The organism is Streptomyces sp. NPDC050549, from assembly GCF_040655035.1.
Lineage (GTDB): Bacteria > Actinomycetota > Actinomycetes > Streptomycetales > Streptomycetaceae > Streptomyces.
In genome coordinates this window covers 227,112-245,529 of record NZ_JBFAJD010000005.1, presented here as the reverse complement: position 1 = coordinate 245,529, position 18,418 = coordinate 227,112, and the positions used below count along the sequence as shown (strand labels likewise).

Here is an 18,418-nt window from a genome sequence, read left to right as displayed (position 1 = left end):
TTACTATTCACCGTGCATACGGCCAGCTACTGTAGTGACAGTGACCGCCAAACTGATACGCAATGCGTACGAAGCGGCTCTGACGATGACCGCCGCGCTGCTCTGCTGGGGCGTCGCCCTCTGGCTGGAGGGTGTCGCGGGACTGCACACCGACGTGCTGGTCCTCGCGGTCGCCCTGTCCCTGACCATGTCCTCCACCCAACGCACCGCCGACACCCGCCGCCGGCTCACCGCGCTCGTCCTGCTGCCGATCACGGCCGGCGCCTCGATCTTCCTCGGCCGGCTGATCGCCTCCCACTACGCGCTCGGCGCCGCCGTCTACACGGCGGGCATGGCACTCGCCATCTGGATCCGCCGCTACGGCCCCGCCGCCACGAAGGCCGGCACGCTGCTGGCCCTCCCACTGGTCGCGCTCCTCGTCGTACCGGGTCCGGCGCTGCCGCCCAAGGCGCAGAGCGGGCTGGTCACTTGGGGCTGGTCCGCGCTGATCGGGGCGCTGGTGTGCGGCGGGGTGTGGCTGGTGCAGGGGCTGGGGGACCGGTTCGGCCCACGGCCCTGGCGCGCCGAACCCGATCCCGGACAACCGCCGCGCCGCTCCCGTCTCCACCCCCGCCCCAGCACCCGCATGGCCCTCCAGATGGCGGCCGGTATCGCCGCCGCCTTCGTCGTGGGGCGGCTGTTCTTCGACAACCACTGGCCGTGGGTGGTGCTCACCGCGTACGTCGCCGCGAGCGGCAACCGCGGCCGAACGGACGTACTGCGCAAGGGAATCGAGCGGCTGGCAGGGGCCACGGTCGGCACGCTGCTGGCGGCGGGCGTCGCGCTGATCGGCGTCACCGGCGACACCTCCGTGGCGCTGATGTTCGCCGTCCTCGCGGTCGCGTTGTGGCTGCGTCCCCTCAACTACGCCTTCTGGGCCGCCGGAATGACCTGCGCCCTGTCCCTCCTCCTCGGCTACTTCGGCCAGGACGCCCTGCACCTGCTGCCCACCCGGCTCGAAGGCATCGCGGTCGGCGCGGTGCTGTCGGTGGCGTCCGCGTGGTGGCTGCTGCCGGTGGCGCGCGCCCGTCGTCAGCCCGTTCTCGGCACGACCAGCCCCGTCTCGTAGGCCATCACGACGGCTTGCGTACGGTCCCGCAGCCCCAGTTTGGACAGGATGCGGCTGACATGGGTCTTCACGGTCTCCTCGCCGACGTGCAGGCGGACGGCGAGCTCCGGGTTGGACAGGCCTTCCGCGAGCAGTCGCAGAACGTCGGTCTCGCGTGGGGTGAGGGCGTCAAGTGCGGTCCGAACGAGGGCGGTTCGGGGGCGCTGGCGCGCGAACTCGGAGATGAGCCGGCGGGTGATCGCGGGCGCGAGCAGTGCCTCGCCGGCCGCCACGACCCGTACCGCGTCGAAGAGCCGCTCAGCCGTCACGTCCTTGAGCAGGAACCCGCTCGCCCCCGCCGTCAGGGCGTCGTAGACGTGCTCGTCGAGGTCGAAGGTCGTGAGTACGAGTACGCGTGGGGCGTCCGGGCCCTGGAGCCGTGCGGTGGCCTCGATGCCGTCCATGACCGGCATCCGTACGTCCATCAGGACCACGTCGGGCAGGTGCTCCCGGCAGACGCGTACCGCCTCGGCGCCGTCGGGGGCCGTGCCGACGACGGTGAAGTCGGCCTGGGTGGCGAGGAGTCCGGCGTACCCGACCCGGACGATCTCGTGGTCGTCGGCGACGACGATGCGGATGGTCATGCCGGTGCCTCCTCCGGCTCGACGGGCAGGCGCGCCTCGACCAGGAAACCGCCGCCGGGAGCGTGCCCGGTGCGCAGCGTGCCCCCCACCGTCGCGGCACGCTCGCGCATGCCCAGCAGACCGTGGCCGGAGACATCGGCCGCCGGCCCGGGCCCGTTGTCGCGCACGCGCACCGCCAAGTCCTCGTCCCCATAACGGAGTTCCACGTCCACGGCGGCACCCGGTGCGTGTCGGCGGGCGTTGGTCAGGGCCTCCTGCACGATCCGGTACGCGGTGACCTCGATGCCGGGGTCGAGGGAGGAGACGGGCCCGCTGACGATGAGCCGGGTGCGGGAGCCGGCCGCGTCCCGTGACTCGTCGACGAGTTCCATGAGCTGGCGGAGACCGGGCTGGGGCCGCCGCTGGACCCCCGTGTCCGCGTCTTCCCGCAGCACGCCCAGCAGCCGCCGCATCTCGGTCAGCGCGGTGCGCGCGGTGTCACCGATGGCGAGCAGCCGGGTGGCGCCCTCGGCCGGGAGGCCCGGGGTGGTGAGGCGGGCGGTCTCAGCCTGGACGGCGATCATCGAGATGTGATGCGCGACGACATCGTGCAACTCCCGTGCGATGCGCGCCCGTTCACCACGGGCAGCGTGTTCGAGGAGCGTGTCCGCGAAGGCCTGTTCGGTCACGCTGTGGGCCAGGGCCGTGCTGCGTACGTGGTGGGCGATGCCGGTGGCCGCGGCGGCGGAGGCGAGGGTCGCGACGAGGACGGCGACGACCCTGGTCAGTTCCTCCCGGCTGCCGAGGGCGATCACGACGTACGGCAGGACGAACAGCCCGCCGAGCCGGGTGGCGCCGGATCGCCCCAGTACGTACACGCACACCAGTTGGGCCACGACCCCGCCGACGGTGAGCTGCCCGAAGGGCACGAGCGACAGCACACAGGAGGCGCTGATCGCGACGGCGGCGCAGCTCCGGGCGAGCCGTCCGGTGCCGAGGACGAAGGCGAGAGGGAGGGTGGAGGAGAGGGTGAGCAGCAGCAGCGTGGCGAAACCACCGGCCGGGCCGGTGCTGCGGACGAGGACTTCGGAGACGGCGAGCGCGGCGAGGACGACCGCCACGATCACGGCGCGTGTACCGGAGTCGGCGGTCCGCCAGCGGAACAGCACCGCCCGTACGCCCCCACTCTTCTCACCCACCCGGTCATTGTGCCGACCTCCCCTCCCCGTCGGCGTCCCCCTCGTGAGGGACCTCCCCGGCGTGACGACGTGTGGTGCTCCCCGCCCCTAGCCTCCCTCACCATGAGCGACGCAACCATCGAAGTCCGCGACTTACGGAAGCGGTTCGGCCGGACCCTCGCGGTCGACGGCCTCTCCTTCACGGTCGAGCCCGGCACGGTGACCGGCTTCGTCGGTCCCAACGGCGCGGGCAAGTCCACCACCATGCGTTCCCTCCTCGGCCTGGACACCCCCGACGAGGGCCAGGCACTGATCGGCGGCCGCCCCTACCACGCCCTGCGCACCCCGCTGTTGGAGGTCGGCGCGCTCCTGGACGCCGCCGCCCTGCACCCCAGCCGGCGGGGCCGCGACCATCTCCGCTGGCTGGCCCACTCCCACGGCCTGCCGATGCGGCGGGTGGACGAGGTCCTCGAACAGGTCGGCATGGAGCAGGCGTCCCGGAGAAGGGCGGGCGGCTACTCCCTCGGTATGCGCCAACGCCTCGGCATAGCCGCCGCGTTGCTCGGCGACCCCCCGGTCCTCCTCCTCGACGAACCGGTCAACGGCCTGGACCCCGAGGGCATCCAGTGGATCCGCACCCTGCTCCGTCACCTGGCCACGGAGGGCCGGGCGATCCTGGTCTCCAGCCACCTGATGAGCGAACTCGAGGACACCGCCGACCACTTGGTGGTCATCGGCCGGGGCCGTCTGATCGCCGACACCGCGGTGGCCGATCTCCTCGCGGCGGCCTCCGGCGACCGGGTGCGCCTGCGCACGAGCAGCCGTGCGGAGGCGATGGAGCTCCTCGCCAGGGAGGGCGGCACGGTGGCCGTCACCGACCGCGACACGATCACGGTCACCGGCCTCCCCGCCGAACGGATCGTGGAACTGCTCGCCGCCTCCCGGGTCCCCTTCGCCGAAGTGGGCGCGCATCGCGCGACGTTGGAGGAGGCGTACATGGAACTGACCAGGGAGGCGGTCGAGTTCACGTCGACGGCCACGGACGGGGACGAGGTGACGTCCCGATGACGACGACACCCACGAGGACGGTCCCCCCGTACCGCTCGGCCCTGCACCCGGCCCGCGCCGGCTTCGGCCGCCTGCTGCGCGCGGAGTGGACGAAGTTCTGGACGGTCAGGGCCTGGCTGCTGGTGCTGGCGATCGGCGCGGTGGTCACGGTCGTGGTCTGCCAGTTGGGCGCGAGCGGTTCCAGCGTCAGCGGTGGGCCGCCGATCGTCCTCGGCCCGGGCGGCGAGGTCGTCAACGACTCCTTCCGCTTCACCCACCGCGCACTGACCGGCGACGGCACGGTCACGGCGCGGGTCACCGGCCTGAAGGACGCCTCCGGCAAGGGGCTCGGACCCTGGGCGAAGGCCGGGATCATCGTAAAGTCGAGCCTGAAGCCGGGCTCGCCGTACGCGGCGGTGATGGCGACCCCCGGCCACGGCGTCCGCATGCAGTGGAACTTCACGCACGACAAGGCGGGCCCGAGCAGCGACCCGGCCGAGGCCCCGCAGTGGCTCCGCCTGCAAAGGCTGGGCGGGAAACTGACCGGCTATGCGTCGGTGGACGGCCGGAAATGGACCCGGCTCGGGGCGGTACGACTCGACGGGTTGCCCCGGACTGTCCAGGTGGGGCTGTTCCTGGCGGCCCCCGTCAACGAAGTCGTCCACCGCTCCTTCGGCGGCACGAGCGAGGTGGCCGGCAGCGGCCAGGCCACCGGCACCTTCGACCACCTGACCCTCCGGGGCAGTTCGACGGACAGCGGCTGGTCGGCCACGGACGTCGGCGCCCCCGACCCCGACGCCCCGCTCGGGAACAGCCTGCCGGGCGCTTCGACGGTGTCCCCGACCGGCACCTACACCCTCACCGGCCAGGGAGACATCGCCCCCGACGAGAACAGCCCCGACATGGTCCAGATGAGCTTCCAGGGAGTTTTCGTCGGACTCATCTTCATGGTCGCCCTGGGCACGCTCTTCGTGACGACCGAATACAAACGGGGCCTGATCCGTACGACGTTCACGGCGACGCCGTCCCGAACGAAGGTGCTCGCGGCGAAGGCGACGGTGATCGGGCTGATCACCTTCTCGACGGGCCTGCTGTCCACGGCCATCGGGTTCACCGTGGCCCAGAAGACCCTGCGCTCGAACGGCTTCAAGCCACCCGAGTTCCCCGACCTCTCCCTGCTGGAGAACCCGGCGTCGAGGGCGGTCGTGGGCAGCGCGGTACTGCTCTCCCTGGTGGCGGTCCTGGCCCTGTCCCTGGGAGTGGTCCTGCGCAGCAGCGCCGGCACGATCGCCACGGTGGTGGTCCTCGTGATCCTCCCGCAGATCCTGTCCTTCGCCCTCCCGCTCCCCGTCGCACAGTGGCTGCTGCGGGCGACACCGGCGGCGGCCTTCGCCATCCAGCAGGGCCTCACCTACTACCCCCAGGTCCAGCACAACTGCCTCCCGGAGAGCGGCTGTTACCCCCTCACCCCCTACCACGGCCTGGCAGTCCTCGCGGCCTACGCGGCTGCGGCGTTCCTGCTGGCGGTCTGGACGCTACGGAGGCGGGACGCGTGAGGTCACTGCACGCCGAATGGACCAAACTCCGCACACTGCCCAGCACTTGGTGGCTCCTGGCGGCAACGGTCGCCCTCACGGCGGCGGTCGGGGCGGCGGCGGTCTCGTCGCTCACCACCCGGGTGTGCCCGACACCGGCCGCCTGCCACGAGGACACGGTCAAACTGGCCCTCACCGGAGTCCAGTTGAGCCAGTCGGTCTGCCTGGTCCTCGGCGCGCTGTCGATAGGCGCGGAGTACGCCACAGGCACGATCCGCACGACGCTCACGGCGATGCCGGGGAGATGGCGGGTCCTGGCGTCGAAGGCGGCGGCACTGTCACTGCTGACGGCGTCGGCGGGAGCCCTGGCGGTCCTGGCCGCCCTGGGCCTGGCCCACCTGATCCTCCCGCCCCCGACGAACACCGCGACGCTCCGGGCGGCGGCCGGCTCGATCCTCATCCTCGTCCTGGTGACGATCCTGGGCCTGTCCCTGGCGACCCTGCTCCGCGACACGGGAGGCGCGATCACACTGGGCCTGGGCGTCCTCTACGTCGTCCCGCTCCTGTCCCACCTCGTCAGCTCCCCGACCTGGCAACACCGTTTCCAGCGCTGGGCCCCGATGCCGGCGGGGCTGTCCATCCAGGCGACAACGAACCTGGACAGGTTGGCGATCGCTCCGTGGCCGGGCCTTGGGGTACTGGCGGCCTACGCGGTGGGCCTGTTGGGGATCGGGGGAGTGTGGTTCAGGCTCCGGGACGCGTGACCTTGTCGAGGAAGCTGGTCCAAGTCCTGGGAGAGACGGTGAGGATGGGACCGGCGGGCACCTTGGAGTCACGAACGTGAATGGCGGAGGGGCGCGCGGCGACTTCAAGGCAGTTGCCGCCTTCGCTGCCGCTGTAGCTGGACTTGAACCACGCCAGCTCGTCCGGTCGGTTCTGCTGCCGTGCTGCGGTGTTCATCAGTCTCCTAGCAGTCCGTTCAAAAGGCGCGCACTCTCGGCGGGAGTGAGAGCCTGAGACCGCAGCATTCCATACTTGTGGTGATAGTCGCTGACCTCGTCGGGATCATCGACGAGGAAGCTGGCTCGCTGTACCTCCAGCCAGACCAGGCGATCGTGCTCAGGCGTTTCCAGCAGCACCATGGGACCGTCGAGACAGGCGTGCGGAGTCCGATCCATCGGCATGATCTGCAAGCTCATGTTCACCGGCTCGGTGAAGTCCAGCAGTTGCTGAATCTGCGTCCGCATGACCTCCGCGCTGCCGACCTGCCTCCGCAGGACGCTCTCCTCGATGATGAAGTGCCCGACCGGCGGCCGTTCGCGCTGCCAGATCAACTGCCGGTGCATCCGGTTGTCCACCCACTGCTCGGCGGTCTCGTCCCCGAGCGCCGGATACCGGTACTCGAAGACGGCGCGGCAGTAGTCCCTGGTCTGAAGGAGACCCGGAATCACCAGGCTCTCGTACGACAGGATGCTGAGCGCCTCCTGCTCGTTGTCGACTAGCCCCTGCGCGAACTGCGGCATCCGCTCCCGCACCGGCAACTTGTCCACCAGCGCGAACAACGCCTCACCCGTACCGAGCAGTTCATCGAACTCCACCGCCCGATAGTCCTGCAAGGCCAGCCGCCCCTGCTCGATCGACCTGATCGTGTCGACGTGCAGGTTCGCGATCTCGGCGAACCGCTCCTGAGTGAGCCCCGCCTTCCTCCGGAAATGGGCGACGAGCCCCCCCACCGCTTCCCAAGTGCCGACCTTCTTGGGCCTCTTCGCCGATTGCATGCGTGTCCCTTTCCCCCGCGCACACCCGAAGACGTCGTAGTGAGGTCGTAGCAATGAGAACTACGACCTCACTCACTGACCCACGATAGTGACTCCCTGTGACAGTGGTCCCGTGAATGAACAACTCCAACAAGGCCACACCCGCGAGGCGTTCTACCGCCGGGACCGCAGATCGGTCGCCCTGGCCCGCGACTTCACCCGGGATGCGCTCACGTCCTGGTCGGTCACGGACCGGATGGACGACGCGCTGCTCTGCGTAAGCGAGTTGGCGACCAACGCGATCCTGCACGGCGTACCGCCGGGCCGGGGCTTCGCCGTCCATCTGTTGCTGCACGCCGACGGAGTCCTCCGTGTCGAGGTCCACGACAGCGGCACCACCGAACTCCGCAAGGTCCGTACGCCGTACCGGCAACTGGACGCGGAGGAGGGGCGGGGCCTGATGCTGGTCGCCGCACTTTCGGACAAGTGGGGGGTGGGGGAACGGTCGCCGGGCACAGTGGTGTGGTGCGAGTTCGCGCTCAGGTGAGGGCCGCGGCCAGCAGAGCGAACGCGGCGATGATCACGGCGACGCGGACGTAGTGGTAACGGTCCCAGCGGTTCAGCTGCTCCTTCCAGTCGTCGGGCCGGTTCTCGGGGGTCCACGTCTTGCCCCGGTTGTTGATCGGGACGAGCAGCAGGATCGACATGATCACGCTCACGATCAGCAGCCCGGCGGCGGTGACGACGAGGCCGGCGCCGTCGTGGTGCCATCCGGCCACGGCCCAGACCGCGCTCAGGACGAGCGAGCCGATGTACCAGAACGGCATCACCGCGCCGAGCATCCGGCCCCCGTGGGCGCGGCCGAGCTGGCCGCTGTCCTCGGGAAGGGCGTTGAAGATCCGGTTCATGACGAAGGCGACGGAGAACTCCACCCCCACCATCACGCCGACGACCACGGTGGTGAAGACCTCAAGTGCGGTGAGCATCATGACCCTCTCTGTTTTCTAGCATTGCTAGACAATGCGGCAACGCTAGTCCTACTGCCGCTCGAATGTCTAGCGGTGCTAGGATCGAATCATGTCGGTACAGGAACGCAAGGAGCGCGAACGGGCGGGCCGTGAGCGCCTCATCTTGGCGACGGCCCGCGAACTCGCCGAACAGCAGGGGTGGGACGCGGTCACCACCCGCCGGCTCGCGGAGCGCATCGAGTACAGCCAGCCCGTCCTCTACAGTCACTTCCGCGGCAAGCGCGAGATCATCGGCGCCGTAGCCCTCCAGGGCGCCGCCGAGTTGGCCGTAGAGCTGCGGACCGCGGCCTCCGCCGCGGACGGCCCGCACGCCCGGGCCACCGCCCTCGCCCGCGCCTACCTCGACTTCGCCGAGCGCAACCCGGCGGTGTACGACGCCATGTTCCAGCTCGACGGCGGCCTGGCGTTCGCGCGGGAGGACACCCCGGAGCCGATGAAGGAGGCGTTCGCCGCCCTGCTGGAAAACCTCGACGCGGTCGCCGGAGAGGGAGTCCAACCGGGCCTGTTCACCGAGGTGTTCTGGGCGTCCCTGCACGGCCTGGCCACCCTGACCCGAGCGGGCCGCCTGCCCCCGGCCGACGCCGAACGAAGGACCCGGCTACTGGTGGACCGGCTCGCCGTGGTCTGACGCCGCACGTCCGTAGCCCGTGCTTCTACCAGACCGGAAGGCGTGCGGGCGCGGAAGAACGAAACGACGCCGGGCACGCCGGTCGCGTGCCCATGCTGCTCCCAGCGTCGAGAGCGGGGGAGGAAAGGTGCAGGCGTTTCTGGCGGGGGCCGTACTTCTGGTGGGGCTGAGCGCGACACTGATCAGTGGCGTGCAGATGCCGCGGCTGAGGTCCAAGCGGCTGTTTCCCGAGTTCCTGGGCGGGGCGCCGTTCGCGGTGGGGTTCGGCTCGTGGGTGATGTGGGTGCTGATGTTCACGGCGCTCCGGGTCGGCTTCACCGGCACCAGGAACACCTGGATCTGCGTGGGGCTGCTCGCGCTGTGCGTGCTGGTGGCCCGTCCGATGGTCCGGATGGTGGCGCCCGCGCGGCTCAAGGGGAGCCGCCTGCTGGTCGCGGCGCGCGCGGTGGGCCTCTGCTCTGTCGTGACGGGCGTCATGGCGTTCCTGGCCACGGGGATCGGCAATCAGGCCATGGCCGGGCTGGCCGTGGTCTACGCGACGACCGCCGCCGTACTGGGTCTGCTGCGCACGGTGGACCACGGCTACTTCCCGCTGGTCATGTTGTGGTCGGCACTGCAGAAGGCGCTCCTGGCCGTCGTGACCGGGTACTGGATCGACCACACCGGCTCCACCCTCGCCCCCGACCCGGACCACGCCACCGCCGGAGCACTGCTGCTCGCCGTCCTGTGGTGGTCGACGGTGGGAGTGTCCGCCGGGTGCGCGGTGGCCGCGGCCGTCCGCCTGGTCCCCTGGCTGAGGACCGGACCGCCGGCCGATCCCGCACCTCCCGGAGTGAAGTCCTGGCCCCCGGCCGTGGGCGATGTCTGGACGGCCGAACTCACCCACGACGACAACAACTACAAGGAGCGTCCGGTGCTCGTGCTGGAGCACACCCCGGGCTTCGTCCGCGTGCTCGGTGTCACCAGCGTCGACAAGTCCGACCGGAAGCGCGGATATCTGAAGCTCCGCCTGTCCGAGTGGGAGGGCGTGCTGAAGAAGGACGGCTGGCTGAACCTGGAGATCGCGCACATCCCGTACTGCGACTTCCTCTGGCGGCACGGGGAGTGCCCGGACCGGGTGTGGAACCTGCTGTGCACGAAGGCCGATGTGCGGGAGCGGCCGGCGAAGGCGGGACCGGCTCCCGGGTTCACGTTTCACCACCGGCTGCGGTCGGCGATGAACGGGCACGTCGGCCGTGACGCGCGCAAGGTCCGCGCCGACGCCGGCAGCCGGGTGCGCCAGCCGTGGGCGCGGGAACGGGTCTGACCCGACGACGCGGCGGCGGTGGGCTCACGCAGTCGCGCCGGTCGTCTCCGAGTTCGTCAACACCCGTCGCGGGGGCGTCGGTTCGGGCAGCCCCCGGAACAGCAGCCAGCTCAACACCGGCAGCACGATCAGCGGGGTCAGCGCCGTCCGCAGGGACGTCGCGTCGGCGATGGTGCCGATCAGCGGAGTGACCATGCCGCCGATGCTCACGGTCAGCCCGAGCGTGATCCCGCCGGCCGTGCCGACGCGGGTGGGCAAGTAGTCCTGGCCGAGGGTGACATGCAGGGAGAAGGGGACGCAGAGGGCGAGCGAGGCCAGTGCCACGAAGACGTAGAACGCCGGGCCGGGGACGAACACCGTGCCCGCGACGGCCGGGACCGTCAGCACGTACGACCGGCGGGCGACCGTCACCCGGTCCCAGCGGCCCGCGAGACTGCCGCCCACCACGGAGCCCAGGGCGCCACCGGCGTAGAGGACGAACAGCGCCACGGTCCCGGCCGCCGTACCGCCGCCCATGCGCTGCTGGGCGTAGAGCGAGACGAACGTGCTCAGACCGATGAACTCCACGGACCGCAGTACCACGGACAGCGAGAGCCGCACGAACGACGCCTTGTCGTCGGCGCCCACCGCGACCGTGCCGTCGACGGCACCACTCGCCGGCCGTCCCGGCGCCCGCAGCACCGGCAGGCACAGCACGCTGCCGGCGAGGGCGGGGAGCACGAGCAGCGGTGACAGACGCAGGCCGCCCGTGGCGACGACACCGCCGACCATGAGCGGCGCGGCGGCGAAACCGAGGTTCCCGCCGACCGAGAACCAGCCCATCGCGCTGTGGCTGCCCCCGCTGACGAGCCGGGCGACACGGGCGGACTCGGGGTGGTAGGCGGCGACCCCGACACCGGACACGGCCACGGACAGCAGGGTGAGCGCGTAGGAGCCGGTCAGGCCGCTCAGCGCGATGCCGAGCCCGCCGAGGACCGTGCTCAGCGGCAGGATCCACGTCATCGCCCAGCGGTCGGTGAGGAGACCGAACACCGGCTGTGCCACCGAGGAGAGCAGGGACGCGGCGAGCACGATGCCCGAGACCGCGGCATAGCTGTAGGCGCGCTCGGCGACGAAGAACGGGATGAGCGCGGCGACCGCGCCCTGGTAGATGTCCACACAGGCATGGCCGACAGCGAGCAGCGTGATCGCTTTGTTCCTTGACATATCGCCATGTTCATTGCCTGGCAGGCTGTCGCGCTTCCGATAAACTGCCAGGCAATGACAGAAATCCGCCATGAGTCGGTGGCACCGACCCGCACCCAGTGGCTGGCCCCCGGCGCCGCCATCGACGCCCACCGCCACGACGACCACCAGATCGTCTACGCGGGGCGGGGCGTGCTGGCCGTGACGACCGGCGCGGGGTCGTGGATCGCGCCGGGCACCCGCGCCATCTGGGTACCGGCCGGCACCGTGCACGCCCACCAGGCCCACGGCGAACTCGAACTACGGCTGCTCGGCCTGCCCGCGAGCGACAACCCGCTGGGGCTGGACCAACCGACGGTCCTCGAAGTCGGGCCGCTGCTACGGGAGTTGATCCTCGCGTACACCCACTCTCCGGACGACGGCAGTCCCGAACGCGCGCGCCTCCGCGCCGTGCTGCTCGACCAGTTGAAGGCCTCACCCCAGCAGCCCCTTCACCTGCCCACCCCAACTGCCCCTCTCCTGACGGCAGTCTGCGAGATCCTCGGCGCCCACCCGGCCGACGACCGCACCCTGGCCGCCCTCGGCAGACAGGTCGGCGTGAGCGACCGTACGCTCTCCCGGCTCTTCAAGTCCGACCTCGGTATGACCTTCCCGCAGTGGCGCACCCAACTCCGCCTGTACCACGCTCTGGTGCTGTTGGCCGAGGACACCCCGGTCACGGCTGTCGCCCATCAGTGCGGCTGGTCGTCCGCGAGTGCCTTCGTCGACGTCTTCCGCCGCACCTTCGGACACACCCCGGGAGCACATCAGCGCCATGCATGAACTGACCCGTACCGAAGCCCGCCGTATCGCCGTCCAGGCGCAACTCCTCGACGCCCACCGCCCCACCGAACTCCACGCCGTCGTACGCCGGTTGACCCTGCTCCAGATCGACCCCACGGCCGCGGTCGCACCCAACGCCGACCTGGTCGCCTGGAGCCGCCTCGGCTCGTCGTACGCACGGGAGGACCTCACCGCCGCGCTCGCGAACCGCACCCTCCTCGAACTCCGCGCGATGATCCGCCCGAGCGAGGACCTGGCGCTCTACCGCGCCGACATGGCCGTATGGGAGAAGGAAACGAAGCACTACCGGGAGTGGGTCGCGGCCAACGACGCGTGCAGGCGCGACATCCTCGACCGGTTGGGCAGCCAAGGTCCGCTCACCTCAAGGGAGTTGCCCGACACCTGCGCGGTGCCGTGGCAGTCGTCCGGCTGGACGCACAACCGCAACGTCAGCCAGCTCCTGGAGCTGATGGTGCTGAGGGGTGAGGTCGCGATCGCGGGCAGGGCGGGACGCGAACGACTCTGGGACCTGGCGTCCCGCGTCTACCCGGACGAACCCGCCGTCCCCGTCGCGGAAGCCCGCCGTCTCCGGAACGAACGGCGGCTACGCGCACTCGGTATCGCCCGCGCCACCGGCACCGCGCTCCCGGTCGAACCAGCCGTCGTCGGCGAGGCCGGCGAACCGGCCGTCGTGGAAGGGGTGAAGGGGGAGTGGCGGGTCGATCCGGCGTACCTGGAGCGGCCGTTCACCGGCCGCGCCGCACTGCTCTCACCGTTCGACCGACTCGTCCACGACCGGCAGCGCACCACCGAACTCTTCGGCTACGACTACCAGTTGGAGATGTACAAGCCGGCCGCGAAGCGCCGCTGGGGCTACTTCGCGCTGCCGATTCTCTACGGCGATCAGCTCGTCGGGAAGCTCGACGCGACGGCTGACCGCAAGGCGGGCGTGCTCCTGGTGAACGCCGTCCATCAGGACGTGGAGTTCAGCAGGAGCATCGCCGATGCCGTGGAGGCCGAGATCGATGATCTGGCCGCGTGGCTCGACCTCAGGCGCTCTTGATCGCCGAGATGTCGAAGTTCAGCTTGATCTTGTCGGAGACGAGGACGCCACCGGTCTCCAGGGCCGCGTTCCAGGTGAGGCCCCACTCGGAGCGCAGGATCTCGGCCTTGCCCTCGAAGCCGACGCGCTCGTTGCCGAACGGGTCCTTCGCGGCGCCGTTGAACTCCAGGTCGATGGAGAGCGGCCGGGTGGTGCCGAGGATCTCCAGGTCACCGGTGATGCGGTAGTCGTCGCCGCCGAGGGCCTCCGCGGAGGTGGAGCGGAAGGTCATCGTGGGGAACTCCTCCGTCTTGAAGAAGTCCGCGCTCTTGAGGTGACCGTCACGGTCGGGGGAGCCCGTGTCGATGCTCTCCATCTTGACGTCCAGGGAGGCGGTGGACTTGGCGGGGTCCGAACCGTCCAGGTGCAGCGTGCCGGTGAAGTCGAGGAACTTGCCCTTGACGTTGGTGACCATGGCGTGGCGGGCGACGAAACCGAGCGTGGTGTGCGACGGGTCGATGGTGTAGTCGCCGGTCAGCGCGGCCAGGTCGGGGTTGACGGCGCCGGGCGCCGAGGTGGTGTCGGTGTCGTCGCTCTTGCGGCCGAAGATGCCCATGACGTGCTCCTCAGGGGGACGGGAGTTGTGCGGGAGTGAAGCTGTTGAATCTTCAACGATGCCAACACGAAGGACCGTAGACCTATTCCATTCAATTTTCAACATCATCCGCAGGGTGTTGCGCCAACTACTACGAGTACGCTCTCGCGGCGGGCTCGGCAACGCGGGAATCGGGCCCGGGTTTCCCTCCGGGAATCACTCCGGCGATGGCATCCTCCCGAGGTGAATGTGAGGTGGCTCTCAGCTGTCGCCTTTGTGTGACTCCTACAACGGGCACGCCCCCTGAGCAGTCGGAACGGCTGCATGCCGATGAGGTTCTGTTCGGTGGTACCAGGAAAACGGGCCGGAGACTGTGCAGAGTCGACGGCGCACAACCCTTGGTGTGCTTCGTAGGGTCGGTACATGACCGTTTTGGATGAGGCGCCGGGTGAGCCGACGGACGCGCGCGGGCGAGTGGCCGAACTGCACGAGATCCGTGCCCTGGCACTGGCCGGCCCGAGCGAGAAGGCGACCGAGGCGCAGCACGCCAAGGGGAAGCTGACCGGCCGGGAGCGCATCGACCTGCTCCTCGACCCCGGGTCCTTCCGCGAGGTCGAGCAGCTCCGCAGGCACCGCGCCGTCGGCTTCGGCCTGGAGGCCAAGAAGCCCTACACCGACGGTGTCATCACCGGCTGGGGCACGGTCGAGGGCCGTACGGTCTTCGTCTACGCGCACGACTTCCGGATCTTCGGCGGCGCGCTGGGCGAGGCCCACGCCACGAAGATCCACAAGATCATGGACATGGCCATCGCGGCCGGAGCACCTCTCGTGTCCTTGAACGACGGTGCGGGCGCTCGCATCCAGGAGGGCGTCAGCGCGCTCGCCGGCTACGGCGGCATCTTCCAGCGCAACACCAAGGCGAGCGGGGTGATCCCGCAGATCTCGGTGATGCTCGGCCCGTGCGCCGGCGGCGCGGCCTACAGCCCCGCCCTCACGGACTTCGTCTTCATGGTCCGCGAGACCTCGCAGATGTTCATCACCGGCCCGGACGTCGTCAAGGCGGTCACCGGCGAGGAGATCACCCAGAACGGCCTCGGCGGCGCCGACGTGCACGCCGAGACGAGCGGCGTCTGCCACTTTGCCTACGACGACGAGGAGACCTGCCTCGCCGAGGTGCGCTACCTCCTGTCGATGCTCCCGCAGAACAACCGCGAGAACCCGCCCCGCGCGGAGTCCTCCGACGCCGCCGACCGCCGCTCGGACATCCTGCTCGACCTGGTCCCGGCCGACGGCAACCGGCCGTACGACATGGCCAAGGTCATCGAGGAGATCGTCGACGACGGCGACTACCTGGAGATCCACGAACGCTGGGCCCGCAACATCATCTGCGCGCTGGCCCGCCTCGACGGACAGGTCGTCGGCATCGTCGCCAACCAGCCGCAGACCCTGGCGGGCGTCCTGGACATCGAGGCGAGCGAAAAAGCTGCGCGCTTTGTCCAGATGTGTGACGCTTTTAACATTCCGATCGTTACGTTTCTGGACGTCCCGGGATTCCTTCCCGGCGTCGACCAGGAACACGGCGGAATCATCAGGCACGGAGCGAAGCTGCTCTACGCGTACTGCAACGCCACCGTCCCGAGGATTTCGCTCATCCTGCGCAAGGCGTACGGAGGTGCCTACATCGTCATGGACAGCCAGTCCATCGGCGCCGACCTCACCTACGCCTGGCCCACCAACGAGATCGCCGTGATGGGCGCCGAAGGTGCCGCCAACGTCATCTTCCGCCGCCAGATCGCCGACGCCGAGGACCCCGAGGCCATGCGGACGCGCATGGTCAAGGAGTACAAGTCCGAGCTCATGCACCCGTACTACGCGGCCGAGCGCGGACTCGTCGACGACGTCATCGACCCGGCCGAGACCCGCGAGGTACTCATCCAGTCGCTCGCGATGCTGCACACCAAGCACGCGGACCTGCCCTCCCGCAAGCACGGCAACCCCCCGCAGTAACCCAGCGGACCCTCCGCGCTACCCCAGCGGAAACCTCTCTCACGGAGACTGAGACCTATGACCACGCCTGACATTCGTGTCGAGAAGGGCCACGCCGAGCCCGAGGAAGTCGCCGCCATCACGGCGATCCTGCTGGCTCGTGCGGCGGCTGCCCCCACGACTGAGACCCACCGTCCGCTTCGCAAGGCCGGCTGGCGCCGGTTGGAGCGCGAGGGTGGATTCCGGGCGCCGCACAGCTGGCACTGAGCCCCCGAAGCACGCACAGGGCCCCGACCTCCTTCACCGGGCGGCCGGGGCCTCTGCATGCCTACAGTGGGCCCTCGGACGGCGACGGAGGGGGAACTCATGGGCGTGCCGGGCGAGTTGGCGGACGAGGTTGAACTCGTCGACGCGCTGCTGAAGCCGTTGGCGGAGAGGCCGGTGGACATCACCGACCCCGACTGGCCGGTCCGTCTGCGCGACGGCCCGGACCCGCTGGACGAGGCCGGTGTCCGCGAGGAGGCCGAGGCGGCACTGCACCGGCTGCTCGTGCTCTACGAACGGGGCGACGAACCGACCCGGAGTGCCGTGCGGGCGCTGCTGGACCGGTGCGGCTCGTTCTCCTGGGCCGCGCGGGTGCCACCGGGGCGGACGCCCGAGGCCTTCCGGCAGCAGCTGTTGTACCTGTCCGCCCGGGACCAGAGCATCGACACCCGGGATGAGATGGTCACCCTGAACGGCATGTGCGAAGAGGCGCGTGCCGCGGGGGTCGACATCCGGCCCCTCCTGTTGGAAGTGGCCGAACTCTCCAGCGCCGAGGACAAGTTCGGGATGGGTTCCATCCGGGACATCCTGCGGAGAGCGGCCTGGCGTGACCCCGTAGGGCTCTGGTGAACGGAAACGGCCCCTGTGCCTCCCTCCGGAGGCACAGGGGCCGCAGCGCGTCGGTGCTACCGCAGCCGCGCCATCAACGCATGCTCCACCAGCGTGATCAGCGCCGACTTCGCGTCGGCCCGGTGCCGGGCATCCGTCGTGATGATCGGAGTGTCCGGGCCGATCTGGAGGGCCTCACGGACCTCGTCGGGGTTGTACGGCTGCTGGCCGTCGAAGCCGTTGAGGGCGATGACGAAGGGGAGGCCCGAGTTCTCGAAGTAGTCGACCGCGGGGAAGCAGTCGGCGAGACGGCGGGTGTCCACGAGCACGATCGCGCCGATCGCGCCTCGTACCAGGTCGTCCCACATGAACCAGAAGCGGTCCTGGCCGGGGGTGCCGAAGAGGTACAGGATCAGGTCCTGGTCCAGGGTGATGCGTCCGAAGTCCATGGCGACCGTGGTGGTCGTCTTGTCTCCGGTGTGGGTGAGGTCGTCGATGCCCGCGGACGCGGACGTCATCACAGCCTCGGTACGCAGCGGGTTGATCTCCGAGACGGCCCCGACGAACGTGGTCTTGCCCACGCCGAAGCCACCCGCCACCACGATCTTCGCCGAGGTAGTGGAGCGGGAAGGACCGCCGCTAGAGCTTGCGAAGTCCACTGAGCACCCTTTCGAGCAGTGTCACGTCTGGCTGGCCGCCGGCGTTCTCGTCGCCGCCGGGCTGATGAATGGCGACCAGGCCCGCCTCCGCCAAGTCGGCGACGAGGATCCTGGCCACACCGAGAGGGATCGTCAGGAGGGCCGAGATCTCGGCCACCGACTTGATCTCCCGGCAGAGGTTGCAGATCCGCTGATGCTCGGGCAACTGGCCCTGCATCTGGTGCGGCTGCGCGGTGGTGTGCACCAGCGCCTCGATGGCGAGCTGGTAGCGGGGGCGGGTCCGGCCGCCGGTCATGGCGTACGGACGCACCAGGGGATTGCTCGACGAACCCGCGGGCGCCGCCTCGGGGGAGCGTCGGTGCGGTTGCACGGGCTGGATGCGCGGCGCCGGCGGCTGGTCGTACGGTGACGGACCGGGGCCCTGCGGGTACTGAGGGTGACGCGGGGAGGGTGAGGAGGGGAAGTTGTATCGGTTCTGGGAACCGTCGCCCTGCCCCTGTCCGGGGCCGTACGACCAGTTGCCCGAAGACGAACCGCCTGGGGGTGTTGCCACTTTCTCCTCCTCCGACTGTGCCGGGCACCCATCAATGTGGAGCCGCGTCCCGAAACCTTATGGCCTCGGGACGCCAAAACGCACCGTCCGTTTGTTAGTTGAGAAGGCTCCCCTGGAGCTCTGCTCGAAGGTCAGGGGTCAGAACCGTACCGGCACGGTCCACCAGAAGGGCCATCTCGTACCCAATGAGGCCGATGTCCGCCTCGGGGTGTGCGAGAACCGCGAGGGAGGAACCGTCGGACACGGACATGATGAAGAGGAATCCCCGCTCCATCTCCACAACCGTCTGGTTCACGCTGCCGCCCTCGAAGATGCGCGAGGCGCCGGCGGTCAGTGAGGTCAGACCCGACGCGACGGCCGCCAACTGATCGGCACGGTCACGCGGGAAACCTTCGGACATCGCCAGAAGGAGTCCGTCGGCGGAGACCACCACCGTGTGCGACACACCCGGGGTGTTGTCCACGAAGTTGGTGATCAACCAGTTCAGGTTCTGCGCCGCCTGGCTCATCGGGCT

The 18,418-nt window shown here is 69.7% G+C and carries 22 protein-coding genes; 12 read left to right on the top strand and 10 right to left on the bottom strand.

The features are described 5' to 3' along the window. The first annotated feature begins 40 nt into the window (after positions 1 to 40). Complete coding sequence (locus AB0I51_RS10840; protein ID WP_362973507.1) at positions 41 to 1,108, top strand: FUSC family protein; 1,068 nt, start codon at positions 41 to 43, stop codon at positions 1,106 to 1,108. Here AB0I51_RS10840 and AB0I51_RS10835 read toward each other — a convergent pair. Both AB0I51_RS10835 and AB0I51_RS10830 read right to left on the bottom strand, forming a co-directional pair. Continuing rightward, positions 1,072 to 1,731: a response regulator transcription factor gene (locus AB0I51_RS10835; RefSeq protein ID WP_362973505.1), complete on the bottom strand. Its 660-nt coding sequence runs from the start codon at positions 1,729 to 1,731 to the stop codon at positions 1,072 to 1,074. The genes AB0I51_RS10840 and AB0I51_RS10835 overlap by 37 nt on opposite strands. Next, a complete protein-coding gene (locus AB0I51_RS10830; RefSeq protein ID WP_362973667.1) occupies positions 1,728 to 2,876 on the bottom strand; it encodes a sensor histidine kinase in 1,149 nt (382 codons plus the stop codon). The genes AB0I51_RS10835 and AB0I51_RS10830 overlap by 4 nt, the downstream gene beginning before the upstream one ends. A gap of 135 nt (positions 2,877 to 3,011) precedes the next feature. Here AB0I51_RS10830 and AB0I51_RS10825 point away from each other — a divergent pair, with 135 nt between their 5' ends. From AB0I51_RS10825 to AB0I51_RS10815, 3 genes are read left to right on the top strand one after another with little or no spacing between them, the layout of a single operon-like run. Then, positions 3,012 to 3,956, top strand: coding sequence for an ATP-binding cassette domain-containing protein (locus AB0I51_RS10825; protein ID WP_362973503.1), 945 nt, complete (start codon positions 3,012 to 3,014; stop codon positions 3,954 to 3,956). Then, complete coding sequence (locus tag AB0I51_RS10820; RefSeq protein ID WP_362973501.1) at positions 3,953 to 5,491, top strand: hypothetical protein; 1,539 nt, start codon at positions 3,953 to 3,955, stop codon at positions 5,489 to 5,491. Before AB0I51_RS10825 ends, AB0I51_RS10820 begins: the two co-directional genes overlap by 4 nt. Next, positions 5,488 to 6,234, top strand: coding sequence for an ABC transporter permease subunit (locus AB0I51_RS10815; RefSeq protein WP_362973499.1), 747 nt, complete (start codon positions 5,488 to 5,490; stop codon positions 6,232 to 6,234). Before AB0I51_RS10820 ends, AB0I51_RS10815 begins: the two co-directional genes overlap by 4 nt. On the opposite strand, the gene AB0I51_RS10810 is transcribed toward AB0I51_RS10815, so the two are convergent. Together AB0I51_RS10810 and AB0I51_RS10805 are read right to left on the bottom strand one after the other, a co-directional pair. After that, complete coding sequence (locus AB0I51_RS10810) at positions 6,215 to 6,430, bottom strand: DUF397 domain-containing protein (protein WP_362973497.1); 216 nt, start codon at positions 6,428 to 6,430, stop codon at positions 6,215 to 6,217. The two genes, AB0I51_RS10815 and AB0I51_RS10810, sit on opposite strands and share 20 nt — an antisense overlap. After that, on the bottom strand, positions 6,430 to 7,248 hold the full coding sequence (locus AB0I51_RS10805; RefSeq protein WP_362973495.1) for a helix-turn-helix transcriptional regulator: 819 nt from the start codon (positions 7,246 to 7,248) through the stop codon (positions 6,430 to 6,432). The genes AB0I51_RS10810 and AB0I51_RS10805 overlap by 1 nt, the downstream gene beginning before the upstream one ends. A 112-nt stretch (positions 7,249 to 7,360) precedes the next feature. Between AB0I51_RS10805 and AB0I51_RS10800 the strand changes: the two genes are divergently transcribed. Beyond that, the gene (locus AB0I51_RS10800) at positions 7,361 to 7,774 is read left to right on the top strand and encodes an ATP-binding protein (RefSeq protein WP_362973493.1); all 414 of its coding nucleotides are present in this window, start codon (positions 7,361 to 7,363) and stop codon (positions 7,772 to 7,774) included. Here the strand turns inward: AB0I51_RS10800 and AB0I51_RS10795 are convergent. Next, on the bottom strand, positions 7,767 to 8,213 hold the full coding sequence (locus tag AB0I51_RS10795) for a DUF1772 domain-containing protein (RefSeq protein ID WP_362973665.1): 447 nt from the start codon (positions 8,211 to 8,213) through the stop codon (positions 7,767 to 7,769). The two genes, AB0I51_RS10800 and AB0I51_RS10795, sit on opposite strands and share 8 nt — an antisense overlap. Positions 8,214 to 8,304: 91 nt before the next feature. Between AB0I51_RS10795 and AB0I51_RS10790 the strand changes: the two genes are divergently transcribed. After that, positions 8,305 to 8,883, top strand: coding sequence for a TetR/AcrR family transcriptional regulator (locus AB0I51_RS10790; protein WP_362973491.1), 579 nt, complete (start codon positions 8,305 to 8,307; stop codon positions 8,881 to 8,883). Between the two features lie 127 nt (positions 8,884 to 9,010). Beyond that, a complete protein-coding gene (locus AB0I51_RS10785; protein WP_362973489.1) occupies positions 9,011 to 10,189 on the top strand; it encodes a hypothetical protein in 1,179 nt (392 codons plus the stop codon). Between the two features lie 24 nt (positions 10,190 to 10,213). Here the strand turns inward: AB0I51_RS10785 and AB0I51_RS10780 are convergent, their stop codons facing one another. After that, positions 10,214 to 11,395, bottom strand: coding sequence for an MFS transporter (locus AB0I51_RS10780; protein ID WP_362973487.1), 1,182 nt, complete (start codon positions 11,393 to 11,395; stop codon positions 10,214 to 10,216). Positions 11,396 to 11,449: 54 nt separating this feature from the next. On the opposite strand from AB0I51_RS10780, the gene AB0I51_RS10775 reads away from it, so the two are divergent. Both AB0I51_RS10775 and AB0I51_RS10770 read left to right on the top strand, forming a co-directional pair. Continuing rightward, complete coding sequence (locus AB0I51_RS10775) at positions 11,450 to 12,196, top strand: helix-turn-helix transcriptional regulator (protein WP_362973485.1); 747 nt, start codon at positions 11,450 to 11,452, stop codon at positions 12,194 to 12,196. Then, positions 12,189 to 13,259: a crosslink repair DNA glycosylase YcaQ family protein gene (locus AB0I51_RS10770; RefSeq protein ID WP_362973483.1), complete on the top strand. Its 1,071-nt coding sequence runs from the start codon at positions 12,189 to 12,191 to the stop codon at positions 13,257 to 13,259. Before AB0I51_RS10775 ends, AB0I51_RS10770 begins: the two co-directional genes overlap by 8 nt. On the opposite strand, the gene AB0I51_RS10765 is transcribed toward AB0I51_RS10770, so the two are convergent. Next, on the bottom strand, positions 13,246 to 13,854 hold the full coding sequence (locus AB0I51_RS10765; protein WP_362973481.1) for a YceI family protein: 609 nt from the start codon (positions 13,852 to 13,854) through the stop codon (positions 13,246 to 13,248). The two genes, AB0I51_RS10770 and AB0I51_RS10765, sit on opposite strands and share 14 nt — an antisense overlap. 402 nt (positions 13,855 to 14,256) lie before the next feature. Here AB0I51_RS10765 and AB0I51_RS10760 point away from each other — a divergent pair, with 402 nt between their 5' ends. The 3 genes from AB0I51_RS10760 (at position 14,257) to AB0I51_RS10750 (ending at position 16,713) form a co-directional block, all read left to right on the top strand. After that, the gene (locus AB0I51_RS10760; protein WP_043259487.1) at positions 14,257 to 15,840 is read left to right on the top strand and encodes an acyl-CoA carboxylase subunit beta; all 1,584 of its coding nucleotides are present in this window, start codon (positions 14,257 to 14,259) and stop codon (positions 15,838 to 15,840) included. Positions 15,841 to 15,897: 57 nt separating this feature from the next. After that, on the top strand, positions 15,898 to 16,086 hold the full coding sequence (locus AB0I51_RS10755; protein ID WP_019068709.1) for an acyl-CoA carboxylase subunit epsilon: 189 nt from the start codon (positions 15,898 to 15,900) through the stop codon (positions 16,084 to 16,086). A gap of 99 nt (positions 16,087 to 16,185) precedes the next feature. Then, entirely contained in the window at positions 16,186 to 16,713 is a 528-nt protein-coding gene (locus tag AB0I51_RS10750) for a hypothetical protein (RefSeq protein ID WP_362973478.1), read from the top strand. Between the two features lie 56 nt (positions 16,714 to 16,769). On the opposite strand, the gene AB0I51_RS10745 is transcribed toward AB0I51_RS10750, so the two are convergent. The 3 genes from AB0I51_RS10745 to AB0I51_RS10735 form a co-directional block, all read right to left on the bottom strand. Continuing rightward, entirely contained in the window at positions 16,770 to 17,351 is a 582-nt protein-coding gene (locus AB0I51_RS10745) for an ATP/GTP-binding protein (RefSeq protein WP_009314218.1), read from the bottom strand. Then, a complete protein-coding gene (locus AB0I51_RS10740) occupies positions 17,332 to 17,904 on the bottom strand; it encodes a DUF742 domain-containing protein (protein WP_026178547.1) in 573 nt (190 codons plus the stop codon). The genes AB0I51_RS10745 and AB0I51_RS10740 overlap by 20 nt, the downstream gene beginning before the upstream one ends. A 94-nt stretch (positions 17,905 to 17,998) precedes the next feature. Further along, entirely contained in the window at positions 17,999 to 18,412 is a 414-nt protein-coding gene (locus AB0I51_RS10735) for a roadblock/LC7 domain-containing protein (protein WP_005479603.1), read from the bottom strand. Positions 18,413 to 18,418 lie beyond the last annotated feature (6 nt).